Origin of the sequence: Sphingobium sp. EM0848, from assembly GCF_013375555.1 — a bacterium.
Classification (GTDB): Bacteria; Pseudomonadota; Alphaproteobacteria; order Sphingomonadales; family Sphingomonadaceae; genus Sphingobium.
This window is the reverse complement of record NZ_JABXWB010000005.1, coordinates 821,834-837,863: the sequence shown is the minus strand read 5'-3', so window position 1 is coordinate 837,863 and position 16,030 is coordinate 821,834. Positions and strand designations below refer to the sequence as shown.

Genomic DNA, 16,030 nt, shown 5'->3' with positions numbered 1-16,030 from the left:
GCAAAGGAGATGCTCTGTCCTTCTGCTAAGCCCCGATAGGGACGCCTGCCCCCCAGCACGCGTCCCTATCCATGCACTCCCTCAGGCCAGAGCGCTTCGCCCGATCTTGAGACCGACTCCCAGGCAGGCAATGCCGAAAATGACGACGGCCAGAACCCACAAGTCCCCGGCATTGCTCCTGCCCAGAAGAAAGCCCGCAATCACGCCCAGAACCAGTGCGACCATCGTCGCCCAGGGGACTGGAACTGGATCAGACGGCGTCGGGCGAGCCGCGCGGACCGCCTGCGGAGCAGCCGGAACAGTGTTGAGGACGTCCACTTCAACAGCCTCTGCAGATGCCTTGCCATCAAGGCCATCCCTCTCGCCAAACTGAACGACGAAATTGGCAAAGAACAAATCCGCCTGCTTTTTCGCCACGCCATTGATCAACCGCCCGCCAAGCTGGGCGAGCCGTCCACCGATATCCGCATTCACATCATAGTGCAGCAGAGTACCGCCCTCTGCATCCGACAGGGTGACATTGACCCCGCCCTTGGCAAAGCCAGCCGCGCCGCCATCGCCCTGCCCTTCAATCCGGTAGCCGTTGAGTTCATCGATGTCGCGCAACTCGACCTTGCCATCAAATACCGCCGCAACCGGCCCGATCTTGATCTCGACCTTGGCAAGAAAATGATTGTCTCCGGTCTTGCGGAGCTCCTGACACCCGTCGATGCACCTGCACAGAACGTCCGGATCGTTCAGCCCGGCCCAGACTTCCCTGCGCGATGCCGGGACGAGAAATTCGCCATCCATCCTGAAAGCCATCTGAGCATCCCGCCTGAAGCCTGGTCCACGATACCGCTCCTGCTCCGCGCGGCAATAACCATATGAATCAGGTTATGAGCATATGTGCAAACGCCCGCTATCAGGACTCACACTAATGAGAGTAAGTCATGCCCCAATTTTCCGATACCGGCATCTACCGGAAAATAGCTGTCGACTGTTCCCAATGCCCGGGAAAAATGAGGGAGGACGTAGCCGCACCGCGCCGAAATCGGTGATGAACTGAAATCATGTCGCGGACGGATGAGGATGAGGACCTGAAACGGATGAGGAAATTCGGTATCGGACAATCGGTCCCACGGGCCGAGGATGCAAGGTTGCTACGCGGTCTTGGTCAGTTCACCGATGACTTGGCGCCGCCGCGTTCGACGATGATGTACGTCCTGCGGTCCCCTCATGCCGCCGCGCGGATCAACGGGATCGATACAGGCACAGCAAGCCGTTGCCCGGGCGTGCTGGCGATCTTCACCGGCGCCGATGCTGCGAAGGATGACCTTGGCGGCTTTCCCTCGTTGACGCGCAGCACAGCTCCCGACGGCAGCCCCAATTTCGAACCACCGTTCACCGTGATCGCAAAGGATGTCGCGCGCTATGCGGGTGAACCTGTCGCGATCGTGATTGCCGAATCCATCACCCAGGCCAAAAATGCCGCGGAACTGATCGAAGTCGACTATGAAACGATGCCGACGGTTTCCTCACTGGCTGAGGCCGACGCCGACAATGCGCCGACCATCTGGCCCGAATGCCCAAGCAATCTGTGCGCCATCGGCCGTTTCGGCAACCCGGAGGCCGTCGACAAGGCTTTCGCGGAGGCCGCCACCATTACACGGGTCGATGTCGGCATCAGCCGCGTGGCCGTGTCCTCCATGGAACCGCGCACTGCACTTGGCGAATGGAACCAGGCCGAAAACCGTTATGAGCTGACCGCCGGCGTTCAGGGCGCGCATCTGGTGCGGAACCAGTTGGCAGCGTGCATTTTCAAGATACCCCCCAACCAAGTGCGTGTGAGAGCGCTGGACGTGGGCGGGGGCTTTGGCCTGAAGGCCGCGCCCCACCCCGAATTCGCACTGGTGCTGTGGGCCGCGCGAAAGGTCGGCCGGCCCGTGCGTTGGACATCCGAGCGATCGGAAGGCTTCCTTTCGGACTGCCATGCCCGGGACCAGTCCGCTACATGCGAAATCGCGCTCGACGCGAATGCCATGATCACCGGCCTGCGGGTCAAGACCCGCGCAAATCTGGGCGCCTATATCGGCCTTACGGGTATGAATTGCGCGCTTGGCAATATCGGACATCTTTCGGGCGTCTACACCATTCCCGCCATCCATGCGGAGGTGCGCGCCTATTTCACCAATACGGTGCCGATCGGCGCCTATCGCGGGGCCGGACGACCGGAGGCAATCACTGTCGTCGAACGCGCAATCGACGTGGCAGCCCATGAAATCGGCATGGACCCCGCCGAGTTGCGCCGGCGCAATCTCATCCAGCCTTCCCAGTTTCCCTACGATACGGGCTTCATCTTCACCTACGACAGCGGCGACTACCCGACCAGCCAGGCCAAGGCACAAGCCGCCGCGGATTGGGACGGTTTCGAACAGCGCAAGCTGGAGGCGATGCGGCGGGGCAAGCTGCGCGGGATCGGCATGGCCCATGTCGTCGAAATCGCCGCGTCGATGAAAGACGAAATGGGTGCAATCAGCGTGGAAGCCGATGGATCAGTGACGGTCAGCACGGGATTCCACAATCACGGGCAGGGACAGGAAACGACGATGCGCCAGCTCGTTTCGGAATTCCTTGGCGTTCAGCCGGACAGGATACGCATGAAGCCATGCGATACCGATATCCAGCCATTCGGCATGGGCTCCGGCGGGTCGCGGGCTGCGGCAGTCGGCGGCGTCCTGATCCAGACCATCGCCGGCAGGATTATCGAGAAGGCGACGGCCATTGCCGCCTTCCTGCTGGCAACCAATGTCGAGGAGATTGAATTTCAGGACGGCACGTTCACTGCGCGGAACACGAACCGAAGCGCGACATTCCCCGAAATCGCGGCCCTCGCCCATCAGCCGGCCAGGTTGCCGCCCGGCATGGAAGCAGGCCTTTCGCATAGCCAGCTTGTCAGCATGGCCGGCCCCACCTTCCCCAATGGCTGCCACATCTGCGAGGTAGAGATCGATCCTGAAACCGGGCAGATGCACTATATCGGCTATTGGGTCTGCGAAGATGTGGGCAATGCGATCAACCCGATGATCGTCGCTGGGCAGATACATGGTGGCGTGCTCCAGGGACTTGGCCAGATTCTGGGCGAGACCATCGTTTATGATCAGGACGGACAGCTACAGACCGGCAGCTTCATGGACTATCAGATGCCACGCGCATTCGATATGCCGCCGATCCAGACGATCAGCAATCATGTGCCCTCCCCCAATAACCCGCTGGGCATAAAGGGCGCGGGCGAAAGCGGCACTGTCGGCGCCCTGCCCGCCGGACTGAACGCGGTCTGCAACGCGCTCCGGCCGCTGGGCATCAGGCATTTCGACATGCCCGCGACACCGCAACGCTTGTGGAAGGCGATACGCGACGCCGGGAAACCGGAACATCTTGCACAGCACATGGAACCGGCGGCCTGAAATGCCGATGCGATCTTACCCATTAGCCATGACAGTGAACGGCACGCGGCTGACACGCGAAATTCCAGGTGAACTTCTGCTCGTGCAGTTCCTTCGCGAGCAATTGCGCCTGACCGGCACCCATGTCGGCTGCGACACGACGCAGTGCGGCGCGTGCACCGTCCACGTCAACGGCCGCGCCGTGAAAAGCTGCACCACGCTCGCCATGTCCTGCGACGGAGCCGAAGTCACGACAATCGAAGGGATCGCCCATGGCGGCGAACTGCATCCCATGCAGGACGCCTTTCGCCGCAATCATGGTTTGCAGTGCGGTTACTGCACCCCCGGCTTCGTCATGGCCGCGATCGACATGGTGAGACGCCTTGGCCTCGAGCTTGACGAGGCAACCATCCGTGAAGAACTGGAAGGCAATATCTGCCGCTGCACCGGTTATGTGAACATCGTAAAGGCCATAAGTGATGGCGCGAAAGTCATGGCCGGCAGCAGCGCCGACGCCGCTTCCTATCCGACAGGCACGCCCTGACACTCCCGTCCGCGCAGGAGAGATGCATGTATTCCTTCGCCTATCATCGCGACGCCAGTATCGAGGGGACATGCAGGCTGCGCGAAACGCTCGACAATGCCAGATTCCTGGCGGGCGGACAGTCGCTGCTGCCGATGATGAAACTGCGCTTCGCCGCCCCGGAAAACATCATCGACCTGCGCGACCTTGAAGAACTGCGCGGGATCAAACGGGACGGTGAGGTCATCACAATCGGCGCGCTGACGCGGCACGCCGATGTCGCCCGGTCCGCCCTGATGCGCGAAACGATCCCGGCCATCGCGGATCTTGCAGGCTGGATCGGCGATCCGATGGTCCGCGCCCAGGGCACGCTGGGCGGGTCCGTGGCAAACAACGATCCCGCCGCTTGCTATCCATCGGCCTGCCTCGCCCTGGGCGCCCGAATCCATACCACCGCCGGCGAGATCGAGGCGGATGATTTTTTCCTCGGTGTGTTCGAGACTGCGCTGACCGATGGCGCACTGGTCACCGCCGTTGAATTTCCCGTCCCCGATACAGCCGCCTATGTCAAATTCCGCCATCCCGCGTCCCGCTTTGCCCTCGCCGGCGTTTTCGTGGCGCGCTTTGGCGGACTGGTGCGCGTGGGCATCACAGGCGCCGGCCAGATGGGCGCCTATCGCTGGATCGAGGCGGAAGAGGCATTGACCGAGAACTTCTCGGCCGACAGTCTGGATGAGATCAAGACCGACATATCAGTGATGAACAGCGATATCCACGCCGATGCCGAATATCGCGCGCATCTGGTAGAGGTCATGACCCGGCGCGCGGTAAAAGAGGCTATTACGAGGCAATATTGACAATATTATGAGCTTTACCTGCTCGGATCGACGAACGGGAACGCAGCATCGCCCAAGAATAACAGGATATCATTTTACAAGAGGCCGCTATGGCGTGATGGCGTGATAGGCTTTGAATATCATTCGATTTCTTGCAAATGATCGAGGAGCCTTCATCCGCGTTTCTGCTCATAGTCATGAGATTAGGAGACAATATATGAATAGTGATTCAGACATTGGAAATTCACACGCCCGAGCCGACATTGTGAAGTATAGCGGCTTTCTGGATTCTACTGTTCAGAAATATCCCTATGATTTCTATAAGAAACTTCAGGAAAACCATCCCATTTACTGGGACAATGTTCTCAATCTCTATGTCGTGACGACGAATGATCTGATCAGACAATGCGCGCTCGATACCGATACATTTTCCAGCAAGGGATCCCTTGACCTGGTCTTCACATCGAGTGCGAAAGAAGAAGCCCGGAAGATTCGGGAAACAAGCTATGTGACCGAACCATTGACCGTTGTAACCGATCCTCCGCTTCACAAGCGTTATCGCAAGATCATGAACAACGCCCTCTCGCCAAAGCGGATGACGAATTCCAAATCATTTGTTGAAGCTTTTGTGTCCCAGACCCTGGATAGAATGTTCGCAAAGGGCGGCGGCGACTTTGTGGAGGAATTTGCCATTCCGCTGCCTTTTGCCGTCATATCAACCTTAATGGGTCTTGACCCGTCGATGTTCGGCAAGATGCGGATATGGGCGGACGCATTTTCGGAAAATCTCAAAGGTCCGATAACCGCGGAGCGCGAAATCGAATGCGCTCATCTCATCGTCGAATATCATGAATATTTCGCTGCCCTGGTGGAAGAAAGGCGTTCCAGCCCATTGCCGCCGGACGATCTTGTCACCGCGATCTCCATGGCGAAATTTGACGACGGAAAGCTCTTGTCGATGGTCGAAGCACTATCGATGATTGAGCAGTTTGTCAGTGCGGGAGCAGAGACAACGACCAATGCCCTCAGCATGGGCATGCAGGCCCTGGTGAAACAGCCTGAACTGCTGGACGAGATACGCAACGATCCACGGAAGGTCGAGAGCTTTGTCGAAGAAATCCTCAGAATATACGCGCCTGCTCAAGGCCTGTTCCGCGTCGCTACGAAGGATACGGAAGTTGGTGGCGTAACAATAGCGCGGGGCTCCCGCATAATGTTGCGCTGGGGAGCTGGCAATGTCGACGGCACTGTTTACAAAAACGCGACCTTGATCGATCTGGATCGGGCAAATCCGCGTAACCACATGACGTTCGGCTATGGAATTCATCATTGCCAAGGTGCACCACTCGCTCGCATAGAACTCATCGCTACATTCAAGGCGATCGCAGCAAGGGTCGATACATTGACCTAGGATGATTCTTCAGGAAAGATGGAGCCTTTATTGGCTGTCTTCCTCATGGGAATGAAGCGACTGCCGATATGCATGACAGAAAGGGCGTGATGCACGTCCGCAAGATGCCGATGCGCTCGATCATCAAGAGCAACCCCTAAACACTACACCGCCGCTCAACCTATGGCCTCCAGAAGATTGGCCATGAAGCTGTCCACAATGGGTGGCTTGGGTGCCCGGACCCGCGTCGCGACGATCAGTGGCCGGGTCCAGGGTTCGACATCGACATCGATCCTAACGATCCGCCCAGCCTGCAGATCGCGCGCCAGCAGCATTTCGGGCAGGATCGTCAGGTGCATTCCACCCTCCAGCACCGCCAGCGTGAAGATGACCGATGTCGTCTCGATTTCGGGCTGCGGCCGCACCATTTCGGCAGCACGGAAACTGGCATTGATCGCCTGCTCCACCGCGCCGATATTGGCACCGGCCAGCCAGCGCTCATTCTTCAGATCCTGGAGCGTCACGCGCCCTCTGTTCGCCAGCGGATGTCCTGCGCCGGCGAAGACCCCATAACGGATGTCACCCAGCACCTCCTCATGGATGAGAGGGTCGTGGCGGTCGACCTGACGGACCGCAACGATTACATCCAGCTTGCCGAGCAAAAGATCGTTGACCATCATTTCGTAGACGCCCGCCAGCACGGTCAGGCGCACATCGGCCCGGTTCGCGGTCAACATCTTCACCGCGCTGGCAACGACATCCGCCGCAGCGCTGGGGCCCACGCCGATCCGCAGACGGCCATGCCGCCCACCCAGCATGTCGGTCAGGTCGGCGCGAAAACGATCACTCTCCGCCGCAATGGCACGGGCATGGGGCAGGAAAAGTTCCGCATAGGGGGTCGGACGCACCCGACGTCCGTCCCGTTCGAACAAGCGCACACCCAACTGCGCTTCAAGACGCAGGATGCTCTTGCTGATCGCCTGTTGGCTCAGCCCCAGCCATTCCGCAGCGGAAGCGAAGGTGCCCATGTCATATGCGGCCAGAAAATGCCGTACCTGCCGTGATTCCATAGCCATCTAATACACAACCCATGGTTGTTCAAATAGATCATTTGTTGTTCGCTTCATATCCCACCCTGCGCAATGATCGGAGCACAGAGAGAGTGAGGGCCCATGCAGATCATTACCGAAAAGCAACCGATCGTCGCCGATCAGGCCGGTGTTTGGGAGGGCGAATATGTCCATCTCGACGCCGACCACAACATCATCGACCGCCACAAGTCACGCCTCGTCTGCCGCCTGACCGACGGCCCCGACGGCGTTGCAAAGCTGAGCCAGACCAACATCTACACCTGGGCCGACGGCACGCAGGAAATCCGCTATTTCGACGGCACGTTCCAGGGTGACCGCATCTGGATCAAGAATGAGCTGATTGACGGCTTCGTCGGCGCGCTCAACTATGACGAAACCAACCGCACCATCATGGTCGGCTGGACGCGGACGCACGAGCCCGACTTCCGCTATTATGAGATGATCACCGTCGCCGAAGACGGCGATGCCAAGAACCGGACCTGGCACTGGTATCGCAAGGGCCGCCTGTTCCAGCGCACCGTGATCAACGAAAACCGGGTCTCGCGCGATTGGCAGGCCTATGACGATCCGAGCTACTACAGCTACCGTCCCCGGGCGGCGCTATGAACGCAGCGGCGCTTTCACGCAGAGCGCTGTTGGGTGCGGCGGGAGGCATTGGCCTCTCTGCCGCTCTCGGCGTTTCGGGCCAGGCCGCTGCCACCCCCTCCGCGCCCAAGGCAGACGTCAGCGTCAGCCCTGACGGTCGCTATCCCATCGCTCCACTGACCAGGGAAAGCTGGACGCTGGGCGTGGTGCAGGCGCGCTCCATCCCCGTCGACCTTGCCCGCGTCGAGGCGAGCCGGCGCGACAACCTCAACCATATGTTGAGCCTGATCGACGCCGCCTTCGCCTTTGGCGGCGGTCCTGATCTGCTGCTCTTCCACGAATTTCCGATCACCGGCTTCGGCGCGGGCTGGACGCGGCAGGACGTGCTGAAGGTCGCCATCGAAATCCCCGGCGTGGAGACCGAAGCCATTACGAAAAAGGCCCGCCAATACGGCACCTATGTCGTATTCGGCTCCTATGTGCGCGATCCCGACTGGCCCGGCCATGCGCTGTCCATCACCACCGTCATCGGTCCCGATGGCCGCATCCTCTCGCGCGGCTGGAAGGCACGCAACATCAAGGGCGCGTTCGGCGGCGAGATCGAGCTGTTCACGACGACCATCTACGATGTACTCGACCGTTTCGTCGAAATGTACGGGCGCGACGCGATCCTGCCCGTCATCCAGACGCCGATCGGCAATCTGGCGACCAGCTCGGTCCAGCGCGAACCGGAACTGTTCCGCGCCCTGGCGATCAAGGGAGCCGAAGTCATCCTGCGCACGGCGACCGGCGGTTTCGTGCCCGCCGACATTGCCGCGACCTCTCTCTACAACAGCGTCTATACCGCCGTTTCGAACAATGCGATCTCGCCCGGATCACCTTTCTTCGAGGATACGAACGCCGGCGGTTCCGCCATTTACGGACCCGATGGCGAAGTCATGGCGATTGCAAAATCGCCCAATGAAACGATGGTGACGGCGCACATCTCCATCGGCGCCTTCCGTGCGCGGCACCGCCAGCCGACGATCCATCCGCAACTCTATATGGATGTGTTCAATGGCTATACGCCGCGCTTCCCGCCGAACCTGTTCGATAACTATCTGCCCAGCGATCTGAAGGACGCCGGGCGCTATCTGCGAGACAAAGGTGTCTGGAAATGAATGGTGTAACCCGCAGTGTAACCGGCACGATCCTCTATACCAGCACCAAGCCGGAACGCATGGGCCAGGGCCGTGGTCGTGAACATTTCCGCATGGATTTCCACGCCGACGGCTGCCGCACCATCGCCGCGCACGGGCAGATCGACGACGCCCCTTCGGTCGTGCGCGACGTCAACCTGCGCATCGGCAGCGACGGGCGGCCGAAGGAAAGCTTCGTGCGCATCGCCGTGGGCGGCGAGTTCCGTGGGTCGGGCTGGTTCCGTTTCGCGAACACATTTGCCGAGTGCGAGGCGATGACCACCATCGAGGGGCGCGTTTCCCAGCGCATGGAGCTGGACGCGCCGCTGGCGGCCTTCGGCAATCATGCAATGGTGAATGATGGCTTCCTGCTCAGCCTCTACGACCTGTCGCAGGGACCGGGCGTGCAGGTATTCTGCAACATCCTGCTCTCCTCCCCCGACCATCGCGGCGCGACCGGGCCGATGCTGTTCCCGATCGACCTCGCCATCGAATTTGTCGGACGGGAAACGGTGAAGGTCGCGGCGGGGCGCTTCGATGCGCTGCATTTCCGCTTCACCGACATTCCCGGCCTGTTGCTGGAACACCCGCCCTACGACCTGTGGTGCACCGACGATGGCGACTATGTGCTGCTGAAGGCGGCAGTCGGCGGCTATATGCAGACCGCCTATGAACTGACCGCCTATGACCGGACGGAGACGGCCGCATGATCGTCACCTGGCTGCTCGCCGCCCATATCGCCGTGCTGGGCTATTGGCTCGGTTCCGAATTCGTGATCAACAGTACCTATCGCTACGTGTCCTTCAGCGACCGCATGCCGTTCGAGGAGCGTTCGCGGCTGATGGAGCATGTGATGCATGTGGACCAGCATGTCCGCTATGCCCTCGTGCTGCAGGCCAGCCTTGGTCCCGCGATCGCCGCGCTTTACGGCTATATCCCCGGGGGAGAGGCAACGGCGATCGGCTTCGGCATTTTCGGTGCGCTCTGGTTCACCTTTGTCGAACTGGTCCATCGCCTGCGTCACAGCCGCATTGGCAAGACGCTGGGCGTTATCGATCGCGGTTCGCGCTATCTGTTGATGGCGGTCCTGCTAGGCGTCACTACCGGGCTGATCGGCGGAGCATGGGACATGCCGCAATGGCTGCGCTGGAAACTGGCGCTGTTCGCCTGCGTCATGATGTGCGGCGTCGGCATCCGCCTTGCGCTCATTGCGCATTTCCGCACCTGGGCGATCATGGCGCGCGAAGGGCCGACCGATGAGACCAATGCGATCATCAAGCGGACCTATGTGCGGGCGACGTCGGTGCTGCTGCTGCTGTGGGTCTTCATCAGCGCGATCACCTTCGTCAGCGTCTGGAAGCCCGTGTGACCGATCGCACCCTGGTTGACATGCTGACGGCGCGCCTTGGCGCCGATGCCGTTCGCACCGACGACGAAGCCCTGACGCTGGCGGCGAACGACGTCCATGTGATGGCCGAGCGCCCCGCCGCCATGATCGTGCCGCGCGATGCGGCCGATGTCGTCGCCATCGTCGCGGCGGCCACGGCGCAGGGCCATGCCGTCGTCCCGCGCGGCGGCGGCCTCAGCTATACCGGCGGCTATGCCCCGCCCTCCGCCCGGACGGTCACGGTCGACATGCGCGGCATGAACCGCATCCTCGACATCGCTGAAGAAGATATGACGATCACCGTCCAGGCGGGCGTGACATGGAAGCAGATCAACGACGCGCTGAAGCCACACGGGCTGCGCCTGCCCTTCATCGGCACATTTTCCGGTGCCGGCGCGACAGTGGGCGGCGGGCTTGGCCATGGCGCACTGTTCTTCGGTTCGGCGCGCTATGGATCAGCTGCGGAAAATGTCCTGGGGATGGAAGTCGTCCTGGCCGACGGCATCATCTTGCGCACCGGCCAGGGCGCCCTTGCCCAGCCCAGCAAGCCCATATTGCGCAGCTTCGGCCCCGACCTCACGGGCCTCTTCACCCATGATGGCGGCATGTTCGGCATCAAGACCGAAGCAACCTTCCGCCTGATCCGCACCCCTGCGGAGCAGGGCTATGCCAGCTTCGCCTTCGCCTGCATCAAGCAGGCCGCCGATGCGCTGTGCGAGATCGCACGCGCCGATCTGGCGGAGGAAGTCTATATTCTGGACCCCAGTGCGGCGGGCGCGGTCCATACCGACGCAACCACCATGGCAAAAACCGCCATGTCGGTCGCCCGTGAAGCCGGTGGCGCGCTCAAGGCCGTCAAGGCGCTCGCATCCCTTGCCAAGGGGGGCACGGACTTCATTCCAGAAGGCCACTTCTCCCTTCACCTGACGGCCGCCGGACGCTCTGCCCCAGCGGTGGAAGCGGACCTCGACGCGGCGCAGCGCATCGCGGTGCAAAGGGGCGGGATCGTCGTCGCGCCTACCATTCCCCGTGTCGCGCGGGCGGAGATCTTCGCCAATCTGAACGGCGTGCTTGGCCCGCGGGGCGGCCGCTGGGCGGCGCTCAATGCCAAGATCGCGCATTCCGACGCGCATCGCCTGATCGACGCCTTCGACGCCATGATCGCACCCCATGCCGAAGAAATGGCGGCATGCGGTGTGAGCCATACCCGCCTTGTCTCCGCGCTCGCCAACCATTGTTTCAGCTTCGAACCCGTCTTCCACTGGCAGGACAGCTGGCAGCCTCTGCATCGTATAGCGCCTGAGCCGGTCCATCTCGCCGGCTTCACCGAACCAGCACCCAATCCAGCAGGCCGCATGCTCGTCGACAGGCTCCGTCAGCAGACCGTGGAGTTATTCCACAGTCTTGGCGCGGCGTCCAACCAGATCGGGCGCACCTATCCTTTCCGCGCGGCCCTTTCGCCCGCGCCGGAACAGTTGCTTCTCACCATCAAACAGGCGCTCGATCCTCGGGGACTTATGAATCCCGGCGTTCTGGGTTTCGCCTGACATATCCCAGGGAAATGGCCATCATGAAGTTTATCCGTTCCGCCGCGCTTGCACTTTCCGGCCTGACGCTGACCGCCTGCGGCGGACAAAAGGCCGCCGAACCGGTCAATCCTGTGGCCCAGTGTAAAACCTGTCACAGCTTCAAGAAGGGCGCGCCGGGCCTGTCTGCCCCCAATCTCAACGGCATCATCGGCAAGGCGGCGGCAAGCCAGCCCGATTTCAAATATTCCAGTGCCATGAAGAGCAGCGGAATTGTCTGGACAACTGAAAAACTCGACGCTTACATTGCCGGACCGGCAGCCCTCGTTCCGAGCACCCGCATGAATTTTCCCGGGGTACAGGATGCCGCGAAGAGAAAAGCGATCATCGACTATCTGCAGAATGAAGGCAGCAAATAAGCATCACGACAGCATTGTCCGGATCAAAAGGGATGAATAGGATGATCAAAAGCCTTTTGCTTGGTTTCAGCACTTTCGCCATTCTCGCGGCGACACCTGCCTTCGCAAGGGCGCTTGATCCGGGCAAGCCCGAAGACGCCGTCGAAATCATGAAGCGCGCGCAATGCGGCGCGAAGGACGGCACGCCGGCGGTCTATCAATGGTCGGGCAAGATCTTCTCGCGGGTCGAGGGCGAGCCGGATCGGCTGCTCTTCACCGGCGAGGGCATGAATATCCGCCAGTGCGTGACCGTCATCGACCCGAAACGGGGCAAGGGATATCGCCAGGTCAGCCGTGAAATCATGCTGTTCACCGACCCCAAATCAGGCGAAGTGATCCGCAACTGGACCAATCCATGGACCGGAGAGACGGTGGAGGTGATGCAGGTCGCTAATGATCCGGTGAACGTGCCCACCGCCTTTCCCTATTCCGCCGACGGCAAGCCCTTTCGCCCGGGCTATACACGCATGGGTCCGTGGCTGGCCATGCCTCTGGAAGTGCCGCTCTTCTATCATAATGTCCTTGCGGGCGATTATCAGGATTATGTCGGCGGCAAATATCATGCGATGGAGATTTTCGACTTCATCGCCCCTGCGAACGAAATTCTCGACACGAAGAATCCGACCGTACATCCTTCGATATCCTGGGTGCGCATTTCCGACTGGATGCCGTGGATGAAGATGCGGGGCCGACAAGGACAACTGGTCTTCAACGCCGTCGGAACGAAGCTGGACAGTTTCGATGCGCTGCCAAAACAGTTGAAGGACGAAATCACCGCCAACTATCCGACCTATGTGCAGGCGCCGCCCACGGACGACGCGCGACCCAATGAAACCACTTGGACCGCCTTCAAGAAATGGGTGGACGAACGCCGCCAGAACCAGCCGCAGACGGCCCATCCGGGACATTGAGGGCACACCCGAATCGGATAGGACGTGGCGCCTATGGTTCGACAGCGTTTGTAGCCAAATCAGAGAATAGCGACCTCCGCAAATCCTCTCAGGCTCCTTCGGGCGCGCCCGGCTAAAAGGGCAGCGTCGCAGCCATTATTGGCGCCAAATCAAAATATGGAATCATAGCGCTTTTCCGCAACTCGCCGTAAAAATCCGTATGGACGCCGCAAAACATGCGGACAAATTTTTAAAATTTGTCTGGACAACTTTACGCGTGACGGCAATGCTGCATTACAGATGTCGGCAAAGCGCCGCTCTACTGAGGGGGAGTATTTTCGGAAATGAAAAAATCAGCATTTTCGGCGCGCAGGATCGCGCTCATCATCTCTACCGCCATACTCGCTTCGGCCGCGATGCCGGCCTCCGCACAAGATGCGGCCAATGATCCCGGGGCCAGCGCCAGCGCGGATTCGCAGGACGCCATCGTCGTCACCGCGCGCAAGCGGGCGGAAACGCTGCTTGAAGTACCGATCGCGGTCAATGCATTCAACAGCGCCCTGATCCAGGACAAAATGGCACAGAATATCACGGATCTCGCCGCCTTCACGCCCGGTTTCCAGATTCAGCAATCCTTCGGCCGTGGCGGCGATCGTCCGGTCATGCGCGGCGCCTCCAACATCCTGTTCAGCGACGGCAAGGTCGGTATCTTTCTGGATGGCGCGCCCTATTTCGGTGACTTCTCATCGCTTGATCTCGCAAATATCGAACGGGTCGAAGTCATCAAGGGCCCGCAATCGGCCGTCTTCGGTCGAGGAACGCTCAGCGGCGCGATCAACGTAGTTCTCAAGCGGCCGGGCAAGGATTTCGAAGGCCGCGTCGTCGGCACGCTCGGCAATTTCGACCGCCGCGAACTCAGCGCCTCGCTGTCCGGCCCGATCATGGACGGCATCGGCTTCCAAGCCGGCTTCAAGCTGTTCGACACCGATGGCCAGTGGCGCAACGAAGCCGTTCCCGGCGAACGACTGGGCGACCAAAGCAGCAGGCAGTATACCGCCGGCTTGTTCTTCGACCCGACGGACGATATCAAGGCCTCTGTGCGCTGGCTGCACCAGACCGACGATGACGGCCATTTCGCAATCGGCCTCCAGCCGGCAAGCGCGAACAACTGTTTCCTGTCCACACGCCCCTATTATTGCGGCGTCGTACCGACGATGACGCATTTCGCCGCGAACACCAACCGCCTGCTTCGTCCCGGCCTGTATCGCAATGCCGACCGCTTCATCGGCGACATTTCCTGGGACATCGCCGGTTCGGGCTATGAAGCATCGTTCCAGGCCGGCTACAGCGACCTGACGGAAGTGACCGGCCTCGATCAGACCTATGATGCGCGCGGCTTCTACTTCCTGCCCCAGTCGCTCTGCGGCCGCTCCTTCTATGCGCTGCCCAATCAGGATTGCAGCAAATCGAGCTTCGAAACCACAACAGGAACGCGCCGCAAGACGCAGACCTATGAATTCCGCCTGTCATCGCCGGCAACCGATCGTTTCCGCTGGCGCGTGGGCGCGTTCCACAGCATCGACAAGCAAAGCGACATGCCGGAATATCTGGAGCTGAACGAGGTTGGCCCCGAACTGCTCAACGATACGAAGCGCGTGCGCAACCTTGCCTTCTTCGGGGGCGTCGACTTTGATGTCACCCCGACGGTGACGGTCGGCGCGGAACTGCGCCACCAGATCGACAAGGTGCGCAACGAAACCCCGACCTATCGCGTGGGGGACGTGTTCAGCGCCGCCTATCTGGCAACGGTCGTGCTGCCCAACCCCAATCAGGTCGTCGGCACGGCAGCGACCCGCAAGGCGACGTTCAAGGCCACATTGCCGCGCGTCACCATCAACTGGAAGCCTGAGCGCAACCTGTCCTTCTATGCCCAGTTCTCGCAGGGCAACTCACCGGGCGGTTTCAACAAGATCAGTGCGCCAGATCCGGTCTTCAAGGAAGAGAAGCTGACCAACTATGAAATCGGCATGAAGACGTCGAAGTTCGGTTTCGATTATCTGAACATCTCCGCCTTCTGGCAGGATTACAAGAATCAGGTTCTGACCAACACCTATATCGCCAACAACGTGGTCGATTCCTACAGTGCCAATATCGGCCGCACCCGTATTCGCGGCGTGGAACTGGAAGGTCAGCTGCCGCTGGTCGGCGATATCCTGAAACTGCAGTTCAACTACACCTTCCTCGACGCCGAAATCCGCAAGGGCGTGGAGGCGGAAAAGGCACTCGAACTGCTCGGCCGTTCGTGCAAGACCGGCTCGACTGTGAACCTCGACCTGCCCGGTTGCCGCGACGCGGCCTCGATCGCCGGCAACCGCCCGCCACTCGTTTCCAAGCATAGCGGCACGGTCGGGCTGCGCTTCCAGCATCCCGTCGACGACAACTGGACGGTCTTCTCTGGCGCGGACGTCATCTATCGCAGCAGCTATTTCGACCAGGTGCTCAACCATGCGGAGAGCGGCGATTCCACGCAGCTCAACGTACAGTTCGGCCTGCATGACAGCCATGGCCTGCGGATCAGCGTCTATGGCAAGAATGTGCTGGGCGATGAATCGCCTGTGGGCATCCTACGCTATCTGGACTTTGCCGCAGCGCGCACGCCGACCGGCGACTATGCCCGCGCCTTCGCCATCACCCCGGCCCGCAAGCCGGAATATGGCCTGACGGTCAGCAAGTCCTTCTAA

14 protein-coding genes are annotated in these 16,030 nt (G+C 60.5%); 12 read left to right on the top strand and 2 right to left on the bottom strand.

All coding sequences use genetic code 11. The features are described from left to right. Positions 1-81 precede the first annotated feature (81 nt). Positions 82-804 carry a CoxG family protein gene (locus tag HUK73_RS21985; protein ID WP_176593944.1) on the bottom strand — a complete coding sequence of 241 codons (723 nt, stop codon included), beginning with the start codon at positions 802-804 and terminating at the stop codon, positions 82-84. Positions 805-1,052: 248 nt separating this feature from the next. Here HUK73_RS21985 and HUK73_RS21980 point away from each other — a divergent pair, with 248 nt between their 5' ends. The 4 genes from HUK73_RS21980 to HUK73_RS21965 all read left to right on the top strand — a co-directional run bounded on the left by HUK73_RS21980 (position 1,053) and on the right by HUK73_RS21965 (position 6,195). Then, complete coding sequence (locus tag HUK73_RS21980; protein ID WP_176593943.1) at positions 1,053-3,446, top strand: xanthine dehydrogenase family protein molybdopterin-binding subunit; 2,394 nt, start codon at positions 1,053-1,055, stop codon at positions 3,444-3,446. Position 3,447: 1 nt separating this feature from the next. After that, positions 3,448-3,969 (top strand): (2Fe-2S)-binding protein, encoded by a 522-nt coding sequence (locus HUK73_RS21975; RefSeq protein WP_255326493.1) that lies wholly within the window; start codon positions 3,448-3,450, stop codon positions 3,967-3,969. A gap of 26 nt (positions 3,970-3,995) precedes the next feature. Next, positions 3,996-4,805, top strand: coding sequence for a xanthine dehydrogenase family protein subunit M (locus tag HUK73_RS21970; protein ID WP_176593942.1), 810 nt, complete (start codon positions 3,996-3,998; stop codon positions 4,803-4,805). Between the two features lie 196 nt (positions 4,806-5,001). Beyond that, positions 5,002-6,195 (top strand): cytochrome P450, encoded by a 1,194-nt coding sequence (locus HUK73_RS21965; protein WP_176593941.1) that lies wholly within the window; start codon positions 5,002-5,004, stop codon positions 6,193-6,195. 155 nt (positions 6,196-6,350) lie between these two features. Here HUK73_RS21965 and HUK73_RS21960 read toward each other — a convergent pair whose 3' ends face one another. After that, entirely contained in the window at positions 6,351-7,250 is a 900-nt protein-coding gene (locus HUK73_RS21960) for a LysR family transcriptional regulator (RefSeq protein ID WP_176593940.1), read from the bottom strand. 96 nt (positions 7,251-7,346) lie between these two features. Between HUK73_RS21960 and HUK73_RS21955 the strand changes: the two genes are divergently transcribed. From HUK73_RS21955 to HUK73_RS21920, 8 genes are all read left to right on the top strand, one after another. Further along, a complete protein-coding gene (locus HUK73_RS21955; RefSeq protein ID WP_176593939.1) occupies positions 7,347-7,871 on the top strand; it encodes a DUF3598 domain-containing protein in 525 nt (174 codons plus the stop codon). After that, positions 7,868-9,010, top strand: a complete 1,143-nt coding sequence (locus HUK73_RS21950; RefSeq protein ID WP_176593938.1) for a nitrilase-related carbon-nitrogen hydrolase — start codon at positions 7,868-7,870, stop codon at positions 9,008-9,010. The genes HUK73_RS21955 and HUK73_RS21950 overlap by 4 nt, the downstream gene beginning before the upstream one ends. Then, complete coding sequence (locus HUK73_RS21945) at positions 9,007-9,738, top strand: hypothetical protein (protein WP_176593937.1); 732 nt, start codon at positions 9,007-9,009, stop codon at positions 9,736-9,738. The genes HUK73_RS21950 and HUK73_RS21945 overlap by 4 nt, the downstream gene beginning before the upstream one ends. Next, a complete protein-coding gene (locus HUK73_RS21940) occupies positions 9,735-10,397 on the top strand; it encodes a hypothetical protein (RefSeq protein ID WP_176593936.1) in 663 nt (220 codons plus the stop codon). The genes HUK73_RS21945 and HUK73_RS21940 overlap by 4 nt, the downstream gene beginning before the upstream one ends. After that, positions 10,394-11,962, top strand: a complete 1,569-nt coding sequence (locus HUK73_RS21935) for an FAD-binding oxidoreductase (RefSeq protein WP_176593935.1) — start codon at positions 10,394-10,396, stop codon at positions 11,960-11,962. The genes HUK73_RS21940 and HUK73_RS21935 overlap by 4 nt, the downstream gene beginning before the upstream one ends. Positions 11,963-11,985: 23 nt before the next feature. Continuing rightward, positions 11,986-12,360, top strand: a complete 375-nt coding sequence (locus tag HUK73_RS21930; RefSeq protein ID WP_176593934.1) for a cytochrome c family protein — start codon at positions 11,986-11,988, stop codon at positions 12,358-12,360. Positions 12,361-12,401: 41 nt separating this feature from the next. Beyond that, positions 12,402-13,310, top strand: a complete 909-nt coding sequence (locus tag HUK73_RS21925) for a DUF1838 family protein (protein WP_176593933.1) — start codon at positions 12,402-12,404, stop codon at positions 13,308-13,310. Positions 13,311-13,633: 323 nt separating this feature from the next. Next, positions 13,634-16,030, top strand: coding sequence for a TonB-dependent receptor (locus tag HUK73_RS21920; RefSeq protein ID WP_176593932.1), 2,397 nt, complete (start codon positions 13,634-13,636; stop codon positions 16,028-16,030).